The sequence below is a fragment of the Rhodopseudomonas sp. P2A-2r genome, from assembly GCF_026015985.1.
Classification (GTDB): Bacteria; Pseudomonadota; Alphaproteobacteria; order Rhizobiales; family Xanthobacteraceae; genus Tardiphaga.
The window spans coordinates 2,924,985-2,939,235 of sequence record NZ_CP110389.1; the positions used below are offsets into that span (position 1 = coordinate 2,924,985).

Here is a 14,251-nt window from a genome sequence, read left to right on the forward strand (position 1 = left end):
CTGACGTTGCTCTGCCTGGGGCATCGGGCATTGTCTGGAAGATCAGTATCGCCAGCGCGTTAACAAAGCCAGTCGTCGCTGAGCGTGACACAAATTTCATGAGGGGGCCGAGCCTCAGGGTCGCGGCGGCGATCTGGATGAAACCCATATGAACAGTTGATGCGAACAGATATTGCAGGCCGTTGTCTCACACCCAATGTTATCTTCAGTATCGCGGCGGACGCAGTCGGTGCCGAGATCGACCTGAAAAGCGGGGAGAGATTTCTGCTATTTCATGAGGGGGTCCGGGGATAGGCGCCTGATCGAGCGCCCCACAAATCGGCTCCAGCGGAGCCTCGATGTTGACCTCGCCGCAGTGCGAAATCCCGTCTTTCCGGTGCGTCGCAGCGTGTACTTTTGATAATCGGACACTGGAATGTCGACGGCAGATGGGATATATTAAACGTGAATAGAAACATATCAAGCATTATTTAGACTGTAAGAGGCATGACATGTGCCGTTTTGGGGGGTATAATTTGTGGGCGGTCTATGCCGTCGGCATGTCGTTTGACGGTTTCTGGAACTCTTTGTTTCGGGCATCTGCTCTTTGAAAACTGCATCGCATTTGCCGTTGGTCCGCGCGGGTATCTCCGGAGCAATTATGCAAGGCGTGGCGATATCGCTTTCGACACCTTTCGTCATTGCACTCATCCAACCCGGGTTTGATCGGAACGACCTCTCTTTTGATGTCGTTCATCTACTTAAGCTGACGTACCTGTTGCTCGCCGTGGGGGTAGCCCTTACAAAAAACCGGTTTGTGGAATCTACGGCCGCTGCTATCGCTACCGCATCCCGAAAAATGAACCGTTCGGAGCCGGCGGCTGCGGCCAGCACACTGCTCCTCTGCCTCTGGATCTGCACGGTTGGACTGGCTGCAATGACAATTGCTACTTCGCCAACGGCGGTCCCTGTAGACTTGTGGCAGTTGGGTCCTTTCGGAACCGGACAGGTACTGTGGTCCGCCACTACCAGCATCGGTGTCGCGGCTTTCGGGGCCAATGCCCAGGCAGCGAACCAGGCGCAGGACAAAGCCAGCCGCGGGTGAAGCGAATTCTGGCGGTGTTTGCTGGCTGTTCGAGGGCTCGCCCGCCAAGTCGGAGAACGAAGGAAGGGGTTGGGACATCCATGCAGGTCATCTACACCAGCGACGTGAGTGAAGCCCGACTCTGCCGAAGGGCGCAGTATTCGGGAGCGATCACGGCCGTTTCCGTCGGCGACATTGTAGCGACGGGTATCGTCCATTCGGTCATGGAAGAGAAGTCCAGCGAGTCCCAACGCTGGACCATCAAGATCATTCCCAAGGAAATTCCGAACTTTAAGCCTGCGCTCCCTCGCTGTACCCCAAGCGGCTGAATATTGGTCAATTCTTATAGCGATCCAATTGGCGCAATTGCTTGCGGCTTCGTCGATCGCCCGGGCGAAACATCAGACCCCCGCTTGAGTTCAGGAGGCTATCGTGGACGGCAATATATTTAACAGTGCGGGGACGCAGGTCGGCGTGGTTCGGGGCGGGAACGCCTTCAACCTCAAGGGCGAGAAACTCTATCGCATCAAGGGTGCCAACATCTATACACTAACGGGGGCGCTCGTCGGCCATTTGGCCGATGCTCGGAGCTCCGAACGGCACCTAGTTAAAGCGACGGACAAACTGTTTTCCGCCGTTTGACGAAATCATAACGTCGAGGGCTGAACCACGGACGGGGTTCGTGGAGATGCAGGGGCCGGATCACAGCGAGGTTCGACATGCCCGGGATTCGAAATTCTGTGGAACCGTAGCCAGTGTCAATGATCGGCGGCATCGACCAATTTTAGCCATTCCGATGCCATTCCTCGCAAAATTTCCCGGCACTCCATGTCCGTCGCGCGTTTTGCCAGAATAACGCAGTACTCAGCGTACCCGACGTATTGCTCGCGCTTTTCGATAGTCATGATTTTCATTCCTTGCTCCTTGCCGCCGTCCGCAATGATGGTGCGGCCGATCGGGGACGTATTGGCCGCCATTCTTGGCCGAGCGATGGACCGGCAGTTCAATCTCAATATCAAGGTTCCATGGGCGTAAGAGCGACGTGAAGCATGTCATTGTGGCAGATCGAATTCAGGATTCCGTCGTTGTCCCAACGTATCTTCACCGCGCTCCAACCGTTTTCGACAACTTGGCCGCGATCACTCGCCCGACCTTGCCAGTACACGTCTTCCCCAACCTTCAGCCGCCTGGATCGATCGCCGCTCATTGCAATGCCTCATCTCTTGAACTGAAAGGGGAGGGCGCTACGCCAGCATCATCTCTTGCAGCGCCTGGATCATTTGCAGCGACCGGAATGGCTTGCTGAAAAAGCGGCTATCGGCGGGCATGTCGCTCTCTGCCGCTTCGACGCCTCCAGACACCAAGATAATCTTGATGCGCGGCCAACGGCGTCGGACGGTTGCGGCGAGTTCCAGGCCATCCATGCTACCCGGCATCTGGATATCGGTAAGCAGTAGCGCGATGTCTGACCGACTCTCGAGTATGGCCACCGCTTCGTCGGCATTCGCTGCTTCGACGGGGGCGAAGCCGGCGTCGGAGACTATATCGGCCGAACACATGCGCAATACTTCATCATCTTCCACCACAAGCACTGTGGCTGCACGGCAATCTCGGAGCAACAGCATGTCGACCTGGCGCTTTCTCGCATTTACATTCGACGCGGCCTTGTTCAGTTCAGTTTAGATCCCGTCTCATGATCAGCGACACATTCTGGCCGCCGAAGCCGAATGAATTCGACATGCCTGTCGTAAGCCGCGCGTCTCGCGCTTTGTTGGGCACGACGTCGAATAGAATTCCGGGGTCGGGGGCATCATAGTTGATGGTGGGCGGGATCCGCTGGTGTTCCAACGTCAACAGCGTAAATATCGCCTCGATGATGCCGGCAGCAGAAAGCGTGTGGCCGATCATGGATTTATTGGAGGAAACAGGGATCTTGCGGATACGGTCGCCGAACACTGCGGCAGTGCCAAGATATTCCATCTTATCATTTTCAACGGTGCTGGTGCCATGGGCGTTGATATAGTCGATCTGGTCGATGGTCAGGTCCGCGTCGATGAGCGCTTTGCGGATGCAATCCGCGATCGGTTTGCCGTCCGGTTTCGGACGGGTACGATGAAATGTGTCCGCCAACTCGCCGCAACCGGCGATCACTCCCAAAATTCGGGCTCCGCGGGCCCTTGCGGCCTCAAGGCTTTCGAGAACGAGTGCACCCGCACCCTCTGCCATTACGAAGCCTTCGCGGTCTTTCGAGAAGGGCCTCGATGCACCGCAGGGATCATCGTTATGTGTCGACAGCGCGGACAGCAGGGAAAAACGTACCAGGGCCTCGGCGTTGACCGAGCCGTCAGTGGCTATGCACAGCGCGGCATTGGTCTCGCCACACCTGATCGCCTCGACGCCAAGCTGGATTGCCGTCGCCCCGGACGCGCAGGCCGTCGAGACTGAGATGGGCGATCCTTTTGTGCCGAACGTCTCGCAGACATGGTCGGCAACCGAACCGAAAAGATAGCGCGCATGGACATGGGCGAAACGACCGCTGGCGCTTGTTCGAAGCAATATATCGTAGTCTATCGTCCCGGTTTCTCCCGAGGCCAGGGCTATTTCTTCGCGTTGCGGCCATTCAACCTCGACCGGCGCCAATCCGAGGAACAGGGGGCCCGGGAAGTCTCCTTTTCTTCCAATCGCCGATTCGCCGATCGCCTCTTCGATCGCGATATCGGCTAGGCGTTCGGCCAGGGTTGTCGACGAGAACGGTTCGACTTTCACGAAGTCGATGCAGCCGGCGATGCGGGTCTTCAGGCCATGTGTGGCAAAGCGCCGGATGGTGCTGATGCCGGACACTCCGGTCGTCAGCTTGGCCCAATTCTCCGCTTTGCCTTGGCCGAGCGAGGTAACGACGCCCATGCCGGTGACGACGACGATCGGCCGTCCGCCGCTATCGAGGTAAAGGGAAGTGGCGCGGGGCGCCGCAGGATGTGTGCGCAGGTTCATGATCGATTTTTCTTCAAGCGATGGCCTCGAGGAGCGCCATACCTTCGCCGCGCCAATGGCCGACGCCGATGGCCACGACTCGAGACGGCTTTTCTTTCGTCTCGACCTCAAAACCGGACGGGTCGTTCGAAGGAAATAATTCGCCGCGCGATATGCTCAGCGCCGCCATCGCCATCGCCAGCGGAAATTGAGCTTCCACCAGATGTCCGAAGGAAGTTCCGACTGCGCGAACCGGAGTATCGGCATGGTCCGAAAGGAAGGCACTTTCTTCAGCGGCCGCAGGGGACGCACCAGAGGCCGCGGTGACGATCGCCGATGGCTCTTCCTCGATTTCCAAAGCCTCCCACAGGCCTCCTAGAACGGCTTCCACCCCGCCAGCCGCAGAGCGAGAGGAGTGCGCGGAAACGACGTTGACGAGCCGCGCAAACGGCACCGCGCCGCGGGACTCGGCATGGGATCTGGATTCGAGCACGAGAAATACTCCGCCGGACCCGAGAGCGAATCCACCACCGTTGCGGGACCAGACGGGAGACATCTTTTCCTTGAGATTGAAGCCCCCGCATTCGTACAGCATCAGCATTTCTTTGCGCTCGGCGTTCTGAGCCGCGCCGACAAGCGCGATCTCGCTTTGGCCGGCCGCTATCTTTGCCCATGCGATTCGGACGGCGTCTACACCGGCGGCTTCCTCGCCCATGAACGTCCGCGACGAGCCCGATACGCCGTGGACGACGGAAATGTTGCCTGCCAGCAGATTGGAAAGCTGCGCGAGAAATAGCGTCGGACGCAGGTCATTCATAAGCCGTTCGTTAAGCATTTCAGGCCCGGAATTCCCGCCGCCGCGCGCTGTCAGAATAGCGCTGTCGACCGCCAGGTCGCGTTCACCGCCGCCGGCCGCGACGATCATGTCCGTCCGCGCCAATATCTCGCTGTTGTCCTTGATGCCTGCGGAATCCAGGGCAAGGCCCGCCGCATAGGTGCCGATGCGCTGCCACGCCTGCATCTGGCGCTGGTCGCCCTTTTTGGGGATCTGAGCATCAAGTGCGAGCGGAACCAAAGGATGTACCATCCAGGGAGCAAATGTTGTTTCATCCACATTGATGTGGCCCGTTTGGAGCGCGCGCCAAGTCGCTTCCAGCCCGTCTCCGAGGGACGAGACGATTCCAATGCCGGTGATCCAAGTCTCGCGGCGCTCCGGGGTGGACTTCTTCATCTGCGCGCGCCACAGGCAACATCGCGGCTGCGCAGTCTTCCTCGGCGCAGCGACCACTCTTCATGGTTGTTGCGCATAGCGTCCCTGAGGGAAACACGCCTAGTTATCTGCTTCTCCGGAACGCAGACGATAACTGCATTACGATCTTCAATCCCTTGCTCGTCGACGATCCATGCATGCAGGCTGTCACCAGCCAGGCGCGCGGCGATCCGGTCCGGGATAGGGTCGATGTCGTTCGAGGCCGTGACGTTCATCACGATCCGCCCGCCGGTGGCCAGTCGGGCGCGGATCGCGTCGCAAGTCTCAGCATCAAACTCCTCGTTGAAACGGAAGCCCGGGCCGCCCACGTCGATTGCGATGCCGTCATACTGCGTGCGATCCTCGAAAACGTACTTTCGGAAGTCGGAGACCATGCAAGGCAGATCTTCGGGTAGCTTGAAAAACTGTTGCGCGATCACGAAGCTGATTGGATTGTTGTCGACGATCGTCAGTTGTTTCCCGAGCCCGGCCAGTTTGGTGGCAAGGTTTCCGCCGCCGCACCCCAGGACAAGAATGTTATTCGACGTTCGCAGCAACTCTTCCATCAGCTTCACGTAGGTAAAGATGCTTTCGCCGTCGGGCGTCGCTTGGCTTTGCCGGACCCCTTCTTCGAAATACACACGCGTGCCGTCCGACGAATACTCGGCGATCTCGATCTCTCCGTTTCGCCCCAAGTAACGTCCTAACAATCGCACGGCGACACCATATAAGAGCCAAGGCATTAAATAACATGCATAAAACATCTTTTATCACGTAATGTACAACATGCAAGCCAATTTGAATTGCGCGAATGGTGTTCGCAGGGACTGGCAGCTCGCTCGTCGGGGCGCCATTACATTGCAAGAGGCAAGGCTACCCCCGTCGATCTGGGAGATTGCACATAAAAACGGGAATGATATCTTGCGCATGTAAATTGATGGTTGAAGCGCGGATTTGTATAGTGTATCTATATTAGGCGAACATCGCACCGGAGGCCGACAGCTTATGATTACCGCCAACCAACTCAGGGCCGCTCGCGCGTTGCTGAACATAGATCAGCGGCAAACGGCCGAACTGGCGGATCTTTCCGTGCCCACCATCCAGCGCATGGAGGCGAGCGACGGTGTTATTCGCGGCAACGTTGATTCCCTGATGAAGTTGGTCTCTGCGCTTGAAAGCGCCGGGGTCGAATTGATCAATCCCGACAGCACCAGTTCAGCCACAGGTCGGGGCGTCCGGCTAAGAGAGCATATCACGAAGCCGAAGATGAAGAACATCAAGCCGCCCAAGCCTTCAACTTCGCGAAGCCTGGAGCGCGCTCGATAGCTACGGGGTGCTGCAACAACGATTGCCCGGCCGACAATGACGAAAACTCTGAAGACAAGCCTGCTGGCGAGCGGCTTCTGGCGCCTGAAGGCACCCAGATGGCACTTGGGCGCCTTGTGGGTATCCGATACCCGCGCCGGAAAGGTCTTCCGGATCGATCTTAACGGCAAGGTCTCGGTTGCCGCGGACGTGCCAAGTCGCCCGTCCGGCTTGGGGTTCTTGCCTGGCGGAGACCTGCTGGTCGCGTCGATGAGCCAGCGAAAGATCCTGAACTTCGGGTCCGGGAACCAGATCGTCCACGCTGACATGTCGGACCACGCAGCCGGATTCTTGCGCGACTTGGCGGTCGCGCGCGACGGAAACGCGTACGTGACTGCGTTCGACGCCGCCGCCGCCGGTCCCGACGGCTTCTCATCGGCTCGCGTGCTTCTGGCTACGACAGATGGTGCCGTTCGGTCGGTTGCACACGGGATGGCCCATCCGAGCGGATTGGCGATCACAAGCGCACATGACCTCCTTGTCTCGGAGACCCTCGGCAACCGCGTTCTCGCCTTTCAGATCGATGGCGATGGCGAATTGCTGCATAGAAAGGTCTTCGCGAATTTCGAGAGAATGAGCCCACTCGGCATCTGCGCGGATTCGGAGGGAGCTGTCTGGGCGGCGGCTGCGCGGCAGCCGCTTTTCGTGCGGATACTCCAAGGCGGGCGAGTCACCCATCGCGTCCACGTGCCAGGACGCCATGCGGTGGCCTGTCAGTTGGGTGGCCGCGACGGCCGGACGCTCTTCTGCCTGACGGTCGCCGCCAATGTGGCGGACTATCCCGACCGCCAGCAGACCGCGAGCGTCGAGACGGCCCTTGTCGACGTACCTTGCGCCGCGGTTTCCATTCGGCTCGCGGAAACTGGTTTCCATTAGCGAATCCGAAAATGGGCTGGCCGCCAGACGCGACCATCCGGAAAGTTGGAATGAAATTCCTAGACAAGCAAGCTCCTGAGGGCATGCCGTCACCATACCTGGCAGGCCTACTGTGCCGTTGTCCCCGATGCGGCAAGGGCAGGTTGTTCAGTGGATATCTGACCCTGAAACCTCAATGCGACGTGTGCGGCCTGGACTTCAGTTTCGCGGATTCGGGCGACGGGCCTGCTATATTTGTTATCATGATCGCAGGCGCAATCGTGGTCGGAGCGGCCTTGGTCACCGAGGTCAAATACCAGCCTCCATACTGGCTACACGCGGCGCTGTGGGTTCCGATGATTCTCGCGTTGACCCTCTGGCCGCTGAGGGTCCTGAAAAGCCTTCTCATCGCCCTGCAGCACAATCACAGGGCGATGCAAGGGCGGTTGGTTCCCAGGATCCGGGATTGAGCCTCTAGCAGTCTGCTGAAAAACCCTAGATTTGAGAGTTTTCTTGTCTCTCTGCGGTCGTTATCGAAGTGGGGAGCGGTGAGGGAGCGCGCTTATCGGCGGGGTGCCGGGGTTGTCCCCGAAGCCGGTGGCCTATGCTGCGAGCAGTTTGGGGATGCGGATCAGATTGTAGGCGATCAGGTTAAGGAGAAAGTCGGCGGCGACGCGACCGATGCCGCGATGCTTGGTCTTGCGCATGGTGCCGTGTTGTTTGCCCCAGCCGAAGATGCACTCGATCATCGCTCGGCGTGATTGCGACATGCCATAGCCGGGATGTCGTGTGGTGCGATCGTCGATGGCGCTGGTGCGGGTCTTGCCGGCTTTGGTGACGGCGTTGTTTTGCGTCACATGCGGCGTCACGTCGATGGCGCGAAGCTTGGCCACATGATCGGCGGTGTCGTAGGCCTTGTCCTCACCGGCCGTGATGCGGCGGCGGGCCGTCTTGCGCCGAGCCTTCAACATCGTCTCCGAAGCGCGGCGCTCGGCCGTGCCATTGGCGTGCGTAACCATGCCGGCGACTGCCAGGCCATGCCGGTTCTCCATGGTCGCGTGGCCCATATAGCAAAGCCTGGCCTCGCGCCCGGCCGCCTTGCGGTAGAGCCTGCTGTCGGGATCGCTGGTGCTGGCATGGGTGTCGTTCTTGCGCTTCTGGCCATGGAAATTGGCGCCGTTGTCATCGTCGCCACTGCCGTCCTTGGGACGAAAGCTCTTCTGCGAAGCCCAGGCTTCGATCAGCGTCCCGTCCACCGAAAAATGCTCGTTCGACAATAGCGGCCTGACCTGGGAATGGTTCAGGAGCCTGGCCATGAACTTCGCAAACACCTCGCCGTTCTGCAGCCTGTCGCGGTTCTTGGTGAAGGTGGTCGGGTCCCAGACCGGATCGTCCGGTGAAAGCCCTACGAACCAGCGATATAAAAGATTATAGTTCAGCTGCTCCATCAGCTGGCGTTCCGAGCGGATGCCGTAGAACACCTGCAGCAACAGCGCGCTCAGTAATTGTTCGGGAGGAATCGAAGGACGTCCCTCGCTGGCGTAAAGCTTCGCCAGGCTACGGCTCAACTCACCCAGCACATCCCGGACAAGCTCGCGGATCTTCCTCAGAGGGTGGTTCGTCGGCACCCGCTTGTCTGGTGAAATGTACGAAAACAACCCGCCCTGATCCACAAAATTGCCGCGCATGCTCGTCTCCACCGATTCGAGATGACAAAGTGAATCATCAAGAAAACCGCTTGGCGAGCTGGTTTTTCAGCAGACTGCTAGGTTCTTGTTATGAAACGCTACTGCAGCGGCCTTACGATGGCCGGTGTGCGGAGCATGGCGGGGATGTCAGTCTCGGCCGCGATCGAACGTCAGACTGCTGCCGCGTACGTGCTACGAAGTCTGGGGAAAATCCGGCGCGTCCGGCCGCATGAAGGACTGTGACGGCTCCTCGTGCAATGCATAGGCATCGATCTCTCCTTCAACTCGCCTGTAGAGCTTCCTGACGAGAGGATCGTGGCCGGGAATGATGCGGTCGGGGTGGCCTGCCAGGCGCTCGCAGATCGTCCAGCCGTTATGCATGTCGCCAATATTGTAGACGATCGGAAATGGGCTGCGGCGGTGCATGTTCGCGAAGTAGTGCGAGGCGTCGGATGCCAATACGACGGGACCGCGCGCTGTCGCCACGCGGACCACCTGCAGCCCATCGGAGTGTCCGCCGACGCGATGTAGCGTGACGCCGGGTGCGACCTCGCCGTCGCCATCATGAAAGATGACACGCTCATCGTAGACATGCCGCACCATCAGCGTGACGTCCTCCGCGGAGAAGGGATGTCGCAACACGCCGCTGCACATGCAGCGGCCCGTTGCATAGCTCATTTCCCGATCTTGCAGGTGGAACGTTGCACGGGGAAAACGATCCAGATTTCCGGCGTGATCATAGTGCAGGTGGGTAATGATGACGTCGCGCAAATTCTCGGCCTGGACGCCGAACCGGGCCAGCGCGTCCACCGGATTCATGTCGAGTGTCCGCTTGCGCGACTTCGACGCAGCCTCGTTGAAGCCGGTATCCACAAGAATATCGCGATCCTTGCCGCGGATCAGCCAGACGAAATAATCCAGATCGGCTGCTGTCGTCTCGTGCGGGTCCGGGGACAAATGATTCATCTGCGGCGTCCGGGCCGTCATGGTCGCGTAGCGGATCGCATAGATTTCGTAAGTCGGCTGTAGCGGCGTCATCCCTCGTCTCTTCCTTCATTTTTGAATTGTTTGTCGGCGATCTGGTGCCTCGACCTCTTGGTCTTAACAGCGATCAGGACTCATCGCCAACGGTCCGAAGTGGCCGGCGCAGGGCGACGCCCGGTGGTGGCCGGGCAGAAGCCGCCTTTGCGCCGTCTCATGCAAACTTGTGCGAGACATTCTTGGTGACGGTGTAGCAACCGAGACCCTCAATACCGCCTTCGCGACCGTAGCCGCTGTCCTTGACGCCGCCGAACGGGGTTTCCGCTGTCGAGGCGACGAAGTGGTTGATGGTGAGGTTGCCGGTTTCGACATCCTCGGACAGGCGCTGCACATTGCTCGCCGATGTCGTGAAGGCGTAAGCCGCAAGGCCGAACGGCAGGGCATTGGCTTTCGCGATCGCCTCGTCGAGATCACGCACTGGATTGATCAGCGCGAGCGGCCCGAACGGTTCATTGGTCATGGCCAGCGCATCGTCCGGCACGTCAGCCAGAACCGTGAGCGGATAGAAGTAGCCGCGATTGCCGACGCGCTCGCCGCCGGCGAGGACACGCGCGCCGCGCTGCCTGGCATCCGCGACCAGATGCTCCATCGCCGCGATGCGGCGCGGGTTCGCCAGTGGCCCGAGCTGGGTGGAGGGATCCATGCCATTGCCCATCTTCAAGCTCGCCGCGCCTTCGGCAAAGGTCTGCGCAAAGCTCTCGTAATGCTTTTCATGGACGAAGAATCGCGTCGGCGCGACGCAGACCTGGCCGGCATTGCGCGATTTGGTAATCACCGACGCCTTTGCGGTGGTCACGGGATCGGCATCGTCGCAGACGATCACCGGACCATGGCCGCCCAGTTCCATGATCGCCGGCTTCATGTGCTGGCCGGCCATCGCGGCGAGATGTTTGCCGATCGGCACCGAGCCGGTGAAGGTGATCAGCCGGATCGCTGGATGCGGCACCAGATAGCTGGAAATCTCCGCGGGGTCGCCGAAGACGAGATTGAGCACGCCCGGGGGCAGGCCGGCATCGTGGAAGGCGCGGACCAGTTGCAGCGCGCCGGCCGGCGTCTCTTCCGAGGCTTTAAGGATGATCGAACAGCCCGACGCCAGCGCCCCGGCGACCTTGCGAGCCGGTGAGCTCATGGGAAAATTCCACGGCGAGAATGCCGCAACCGGGCCGATCGGCTGGCGATACACCGTGTGCTGCAGTTGAGGACCGGCTGGAATCACGCGGCCATAGATGCGCATGCCTTCGGTGGCGTCCCATTCGATGATCTCGCAGCCCCGCAAGACTTCAAGACGGGCCTGATCGAGCGGTTTGCCTTGCTCAAGGACCATCGCCGTCGCCATCTCCTCGACGCGGGTACGGATCAGCGCAGCGGCACGGAGGATGATCTGCGCGCGCGCATTCGGCGCGGTCTTGCGCCATACCGCAAATCCACGAGTGGCGGCGTCGAGCGCATCGTCCAGATCGTTCCGGCTCGCATGCGGCACGGTGCCAAGCACGCTTTCGTCGGCGGGATTGATGATGGGCGTGCCGGATGCACGGCGCCAACCTCCGTCCACATACATCTCGATCTCTGGATAGGGCATTGCAGCGTCCACTTCTGATTTCTTGGAGGGATTGAGGTCGCCTCACTTGCGCGGCATCCAATCATATGTTGATATAACAGAACAAGCATTCTGCTAGACAGAACAATGCGGAATGGATCGGATCGGGGAGGGGCGTGTCGTCGCGCCGCGAACCTGCCGACCCAACGCCGCCAAAAGACGGATGGGAGAGAGACATGACAGCGGACAAGATGGATAAGCGGTCGCCGACGCGGCGCTCGGTTGTAGCAGCGGCACTGCTGGCCATCGGTGCGACGGCTGTCGCGCCGTCGGCACGCGCATCCGACAGCTATCCGACCAAGATGATCCGACTGCTGGTGCCGTTTCCGGCGGGCAGCGCCACCGATGTGGAAGCACGCTTTCTTGCCGATAAGGTCGGCGCGGTGCTCGGCCAGAAAATCCTCGTCGACAACAAGCCGGGCGCCAACGCCAATATCGGCGCCGCGGAAGTCGCACGCGCGCCCGGCGACGGCTACACGCTCTATCTTGCGACCAACTCGACGCATTCGGCCAATGTGCATCTCTACAACAAGATGCCGTTCGACCCGGTGGCCGACTTCACGCCGATCGCGCGCCTGACGCGCAATCCGCTGGTCATGGTCGTGGCGAAGGATTTCCCGGCGAGCGACCTCAAGACGTTCATCGCCTATGCCAAGGCCAACCCCGGCAAGCTGAGCTACGGCTCGGGCAATACCGGCAGCATGGCGGCGGCGCAGCTCGTCAAGTCGATGGCGGGCATTGACGCCGTGCGCGTTTCCTATCCGGGCACGCCGCAAGCCATCACCGATCTGCTCGGCGGCCGCATCGAATTCGTCATCACCGACGTGGCGGTGACCCGCGAATTCATCAACCAGGGCAGCCTGCGTGCACTCGGCGTCACGACTCTTGCCAAGGTTGCCTCGCTGCCCGAGGTGCCACCGATGGCCGAGGTCGGTCTGCCCGGCTACGACTTTGCCGCGTGGAGCGGCTTGTTCGGACCGAAGAACGTCCCGGCCGACGTCGTCGAAAAGCTCAACAAGGCTTTCCTCCAGGTGATGGCCACCGATGAGGCCGAGAAGTTCTTTGCCGGTATCGGCCTCGAGCCCGATACCAGCACGCCGCAAGGCCTTGCCGATCACGTCACCAAGCAGACCGAGCTATGGGGCCGCATCATCAAGGAATCCGGCCTTGAAAAATCTGACGACGACGTGGCCGCGGCCTTCGCGCGGCTTCCGGCCCTGCTCGACGGCGACGCCGCGCTGATCCAGCGCGGGCGTTTCCTCGATGTCGATTGTCTGCTCGGATCGACCGAGCAGGCGTTTCACGTCGCTATCCACGCCGGGCGCATCGTCGACATGGCGCCGGCGCCAGTGTTGATGCGCTCCTGGACGTTCGGCTACCGGGCCACGCCCGCGGCATGGACCGCGTTCTGGCAACCGATGCCGAAGGCCGGATGGCACGATCTGCTTTCGCTGACCAAGCGCGGTGTGGCCACGCTCGACGGCGATATCCGACCTTTCATGACCAACCTGCAATATTTCAAGGACCTGTTGGCTCTGCCGCGCGGGACGGGAGGCGCGGCATGACAGCTTACATTGAGCCGATGATCGGCCGCTACGTGCATGTCGATATCGACGGCATCACTCACCGAATCTATTTCGAGGAAGCCGGGCAGGGTATTCCGCTCGTCTGCCTGCACACCGCGGGCTCCGACGGGCGGCAGTGGCGCTATCTGCTCGCCGATCCCGAATTTACCAAACACTATCGAATCATCGCCTTCGACATGCCCTGGCACGGCAAGTCGAATCCGCCTGAGGCATGGGATGGCAGTGAATATCAGCTGACCACGGCGCGCTACACCGACACCATTCGTGCATTCTGCGCCGCGCTGGCGCTCGACAGACCGGTGGTCATGGGATGCTCGATCGGCGGCCGCATTGTGCTTAATCTCGCCATCGATCATGCCAGCGAATTCAGCGCGCTGATCGGTCTGGAAGCCGCGGATTTCCAGGCGCCGTGGTACGACACCGCCTGGCTGAACCGTCCGGACATTCACGGCGGCGAGGTTTGCGCGGCGCTGGTCTCCGGCCTGGTCGCGCCGCAAAGTCCGGCGGCGGCCCGGATGGAAACGCTGTGGGCCTACAAACAGGGCGGCCCCGGCGTGTTCAAGGGCGATCTTTATTTCTATCGCGTCGATGGCGACCTGCGCGGCCGCACCAACGCGATCGATACGAAGATCTGTCCGTTGTATCTGCTCACCGGCGAATACGATTTCTCCTGCATGCCGGAGGATACCGTGCGCACGGCCGAAAGCATTGACGGCGCGGACGTGACCATCATGGAGCAACTCGGCCATTTCCCGATGAGCGAAAATCCCGTGCAGTTCAGGCGCTACATCGCGCCGGTCCTCGCAGAGATCCTACAACAAAAAGCAACCTGAGGAG

16 protein-coding genes and 1 pseudogene are annotated in these 14,251 nt (G+C 60.2%); 8 read left to right on the plus strand and 9 right to left on the minus strand.

The features are described 5' to 3' along the window. Window positions 1–31: 31 nt before the first annotated feature. Window positions 32–239: pseudogene (locus ONR75_RS13865) on the minus strand (SulP family inorganic anion transporter); the annotation flags it as partial. Between the two features lie 401 nt (window positions 240–640). On the opposite strand from ONR75_RS13865, the gene ONR75_RS13870 reads away from it, so the two are divergent. From ONR75_RS13870 to ONR75_RS13880, 3 genes are all read left to right on the plus strand, one after another. After that, on the plus strand, window positions 641–1,084 hold the full coding sequence (locus ONR75_RS13870) for a hypothetical protein (protein ID WP_265083099.1): 444 nt from the start codon (window positions 641–643) through the stop codon (window positions 1,082–1,084). 80 nt (window positions 1,085–1,164) lie between these two features. Next, on the plus strand, window positions 1,165–1,392 hold the full coding sequence (locus ONR75_RS13875; RefSeq protein ID WP_265083100.1) for a hypothetical protein: 228 nt from the start codon (window positions 1,165–1,167) through the stop codon (window positions 1,390–1,392). Window positions 1,393–1,495: 103 nt separating this feature from the next. Next, the gene (locus ONR75_RS13880) at window positions 1,496–1,705 is read left to right on the plus strand and encodes a hypothetical protein (protein WP_265083101.1); all 210 of its coding nucleotides are present in this window, start codon (window positions 1,496–1,498) and stop codon (window positions 1,703–1,705) included. Between the two features lie 116 nt (window positions 1,706–1,821). On the opposite strand, the gene ONR75_RS13885 is transcribed toward ONR75_RS13880, so the two are convergent. The 5 genes from ONR75_RS13885 to ONR75_RS13905 form a co-directional block, all read right to left on the minus strand. Further along, window positions 1,822–2,040: a hypothetical protein gene (locus ONR75_RS13885; protein ID WP_265083102.1), complete on the minus strand. Its 219-nt coding sequence runs from the start codon at window positions 2,038–2,040 to the stop codon at window positions 1,822–1,824. Between the two features lie 267 nt (window positions 2,041–2,307). Next, a complete protein-coding gene (locus ONR75_RS13890) occupies window positions 2,308–2,688 on the minus strand; it encodes a response regulator (protein WP_265083103.1) in 381 nt (126 codons plus the stop codon). Window positions 2,689–2,737: 49 nt separating this feature from the next. Continuing rightward, window positions 2,738–4,054 carry a beta-ketoacyl-ACP synthase gene (locus ONR75_RS13895; protein WP_265083104.1) on the minus strand — a complete coding sequence of 439 codons (1,317 nt, stop codon included), beginning with the start codon at window positions 4,052–4,054 and terminating at the stop codon, window positions 2,738–2,740. 13 nt (window positions 4,055–4,067) lie between these two features. Next, complete coding sequence (locus ONR75_RS13900; protein ID WP_265083105.1) at window positions 4,068–5,264, minus strand: beta-ketoacyl-ACP synthase; 1,197 nt, start codon at window positions 5,262–5,264, stop codon at window positions 4,068–4,070. After that, the gene (locus ONR75_RS13905) at window positions 5,261–5,977 is read right to left on the minus strand and encodes a class I SAM-dependent methyltransferase (RefSeq protein ID WP_265083106.1); all 717 of its coding nucleotides are present in this window, start codon (window positions 5,975–5,977) and stop codon (window positions 5,261–5,263) included. The genes ONR75_RS13900 and ONR75_RS13905 overlap by 4 nt, the downstream gene beginning before the upstream one ends. 310 nt (window positions 5,978–6,287) lie before the next feature. Between ONR75_RS13905 and ONR75_RS13910 the strand changes: the two genes are divergently transcribed. From ONR75_RS13910 to ONR75_RS13920, 3 genes are all read left to right on the plus strand, one after another. Beyond that, window positions 6,288–6,608 carry a helix-turn-helix domain-containing protein gene (locus tag ONR75_RS13910; protein WP_265083107.1) on the plus strand — a complete coding sequence of 107 codons (321 nt, stop codon included), beginning with the start codon at window positions 6,288–6,290 and terminating at the stop codon, window positions 6,606–6,608. Window positions 6,609–6,644: 36 nt separating this feature from the next. Continuing rightward, entirely contained in the window at window positions 6,645–7,523 is an 879-nt protein-coding gene (locus ONR75_RS13915; protein WP_265083108.1) for an SMP-30/gluconolactonase/LRE family protein, read from the plus strand. Window positions 7,524–7,606: 83 nt separating this feature from the next. Then, the gene (locus ONR75_RS13920; RefSeq protein ID WP_265083655.1) at window positions 7,607–7,972 is read left to right on the plus strand and encodes a DUF983 domain-containing protein; all 366 of its coding nucleotides are present in this window, start codon (window positions 7,607–7,609) and stop codon (window positions 7,970–7,972) included. 132 nt (window positions 7,973–8,104) lie between these two features. Here the strand turns inward: ONR75_RS13920 and ONR75_RS13925 are convergent, their stop codons facing one another. The 3 genes from ONR75_RS13925 to ONR75_RS13935 form a co-directional block, all read right to left on the minus strand. Next, complete coding sequence (locus tag ONR75_RS13925; protein WP_265079700.1) at window positions 8,105–9,190, minus strand: IS5 family transposase; 1,086 nt, start codon at window positions 9,188–9,190, stop codon at window positions 8,105–8,107. 192 nt (window positions 9,191–9,382) lie between these two features. After that, window positions 9,383–10,228 carry an N-acyl homoserine lactonase family protein gene (locus ONR75_RS13930; protein WP_265083109.1) on the minus strand — a complete coding sequence of 282 codons (846 nt, stop codon included), beginning with the start codon at window positions 10,226–10,228 and terminating at the stop codon, window positions 9,383–9,385. 157 nt (window positions 10,229–10,385) lie between these two features. After that, window positions 10,386–11,810 carry an NAD-dependent succinate-semialdehyde dehydrogenase gene (locus ONR75_RS13935; RefSeq protein WP_265083110.1) on the minus strand — a complete coding sequence of 475 codons (1,425 nt, stop codon included), beginning with the start codon at window positions 11,808–11,810 and terminating at the stop codon, window positions 10,386–10,388. A 194-nt stretch (window positions 11,811–12,004) separates the two neighbouring features. On the opposite strand from ONR75_RS13935, the gene ONR75_RS13940 reads away from it, so the two are divergent. Both ONR75_RS13940 and ONR75_RS13945 read left to right on the plus strand, forming a co-directional pair. Further along, window positions 12,005–13,393: a Bug family tripartite tricarboxylate transporter substrate binding protein gene (locus ONR75_RS13940; protein ID WP_265083111.1), complete on the plus strand. Its 1,389-nt coding sequence runs from the start codon at window positions 12,005–12,007 to the stop codon at window positions 13,391–13,393. After that, the gene (locus tag ONR75_RS13945; protein WP_265083112.1) at window positions 13,390–14,247 is read left to right on the plus strand and encodes an alpha/beta fold hydrolase; all 858 of its coding nucleotides are present in this window, start codon (window positions 13,390–13,392) and stop codon (window positions 14,245–14,247) included. The genes ONR75_RS13940 and ONR75_RS13945 overlap by 4 nt, the downstream gene beginning before the upstream one ends. Window positions 14,248–14,251: the final 4 nt, after the last annotated feature.

What these genes read in the sequence shown, in the direction of transcription:
- ONR75_RS13870 (WP_265083099.1), top strand. Translation starts at nt 641, where the DNA reads ATGCAAGGCGTGGCGATATCGCTTTCGACACCTTTCGTCATTGCACTC.
- ONR75_RS13875 (WP_265083100.1), top strand. Translation starts at nt 1,165, where the DNA reads ATGCAGGTCATCTACACCAGCGACGTGAGTGAAGCCCGACTCTGCCGA.
- ONR75_RS13885 (WP_265083102.1), bottom strand. Translation starts at nt 2,040, where the DNA reads ATGGCGGCCAATACGTCCCCGATCGGCCGCACCATCATTGCGGACGGC.
- ONR75_RS13890 (WP_265083103.1), bottom strand. Translation starts at nt 2,688, where the DNA reads ATGCTGTTGCTCCGAGATTGCCGTGCAGCCACAGTGCTTGTGGTGGAA.
- ONR75_RS13895 (WP_265083104.1), bottom strand. Translation starts at nt 4,054, where the DNA reads ATGAACCTGCGCACACATCCTGCGGCGCCCCGCGCCACTTCCCTTTAC.
- ONR75_RS13900 (WP_265083105.1), bottom strand. Translation starts at nt 5,264, where the DNA reads ATGAAGAAGTCCACCCCGGAGCGCCGCGAGACTTGGATCACCGGCATT.
- ONR75_RS13910 (WP_265083107.1), top strand. Translation starts at nt 6,288, where the DNA reads ATGATTACCGCCAACCAACTCAGGGCCGCTCGCGCGTTGCTGAACATA.
- ONR75_RS13915 (WP_265083108.1), top strand. Translation starts at nt 6,645, where the DNA reads ATGACGAAAACTCTGAAGACAAGCCTGCTGGCGAGCGGCTTCTGGCGC.
- ONR75_RS13920 (WP_265083655.1), top strand. Translation starts at nt 7,607, where the DNA reads ATGCCGTCACCATACCTGGCAGGCCTACTGTGCCGTTGTCCCCGATGC.
- ONR75_RS13925 (WP_265079700.1), bottom strand. Translation starts at nt 9,190, where the DNA reads ATGCGCGGCAATTTTGTGGATCAGGGCGGGTTGTTTTCGTACATTTCA.
- ONR75_RS13930 (WP_265083109.1), bottom strand. Translation starts at nt 10,228, where the DNA reads ATGACGCCGCTACAGCCGACTTACGAAATCTATGCGATCCGCTACGCG.
- ONR75_RS13935 (WP_265083110.1), bottom strand. Translation starts at nt 11,810, where the DNA reads ATGCCCTATCCAGAGATCGAGATGTATGTGGACGGAGGTTGGCGCCGT.
- ONR75_RS13940 (WP_265083111.1), top strand. Translation starts at nt 12,005, where the DNA reads ATGACAGCGGACAAGATGGATAAGCGGTCGCCGACGCGGCGCTCGGTT.
- ONR75_RS13945 (WP_265083112.1), top strand. Translation starts at nt 13,390, where the DNA reads ATGACAGCTTACATTGAGCCGATGATCGGCCGCTACGTGCATGTCGAT.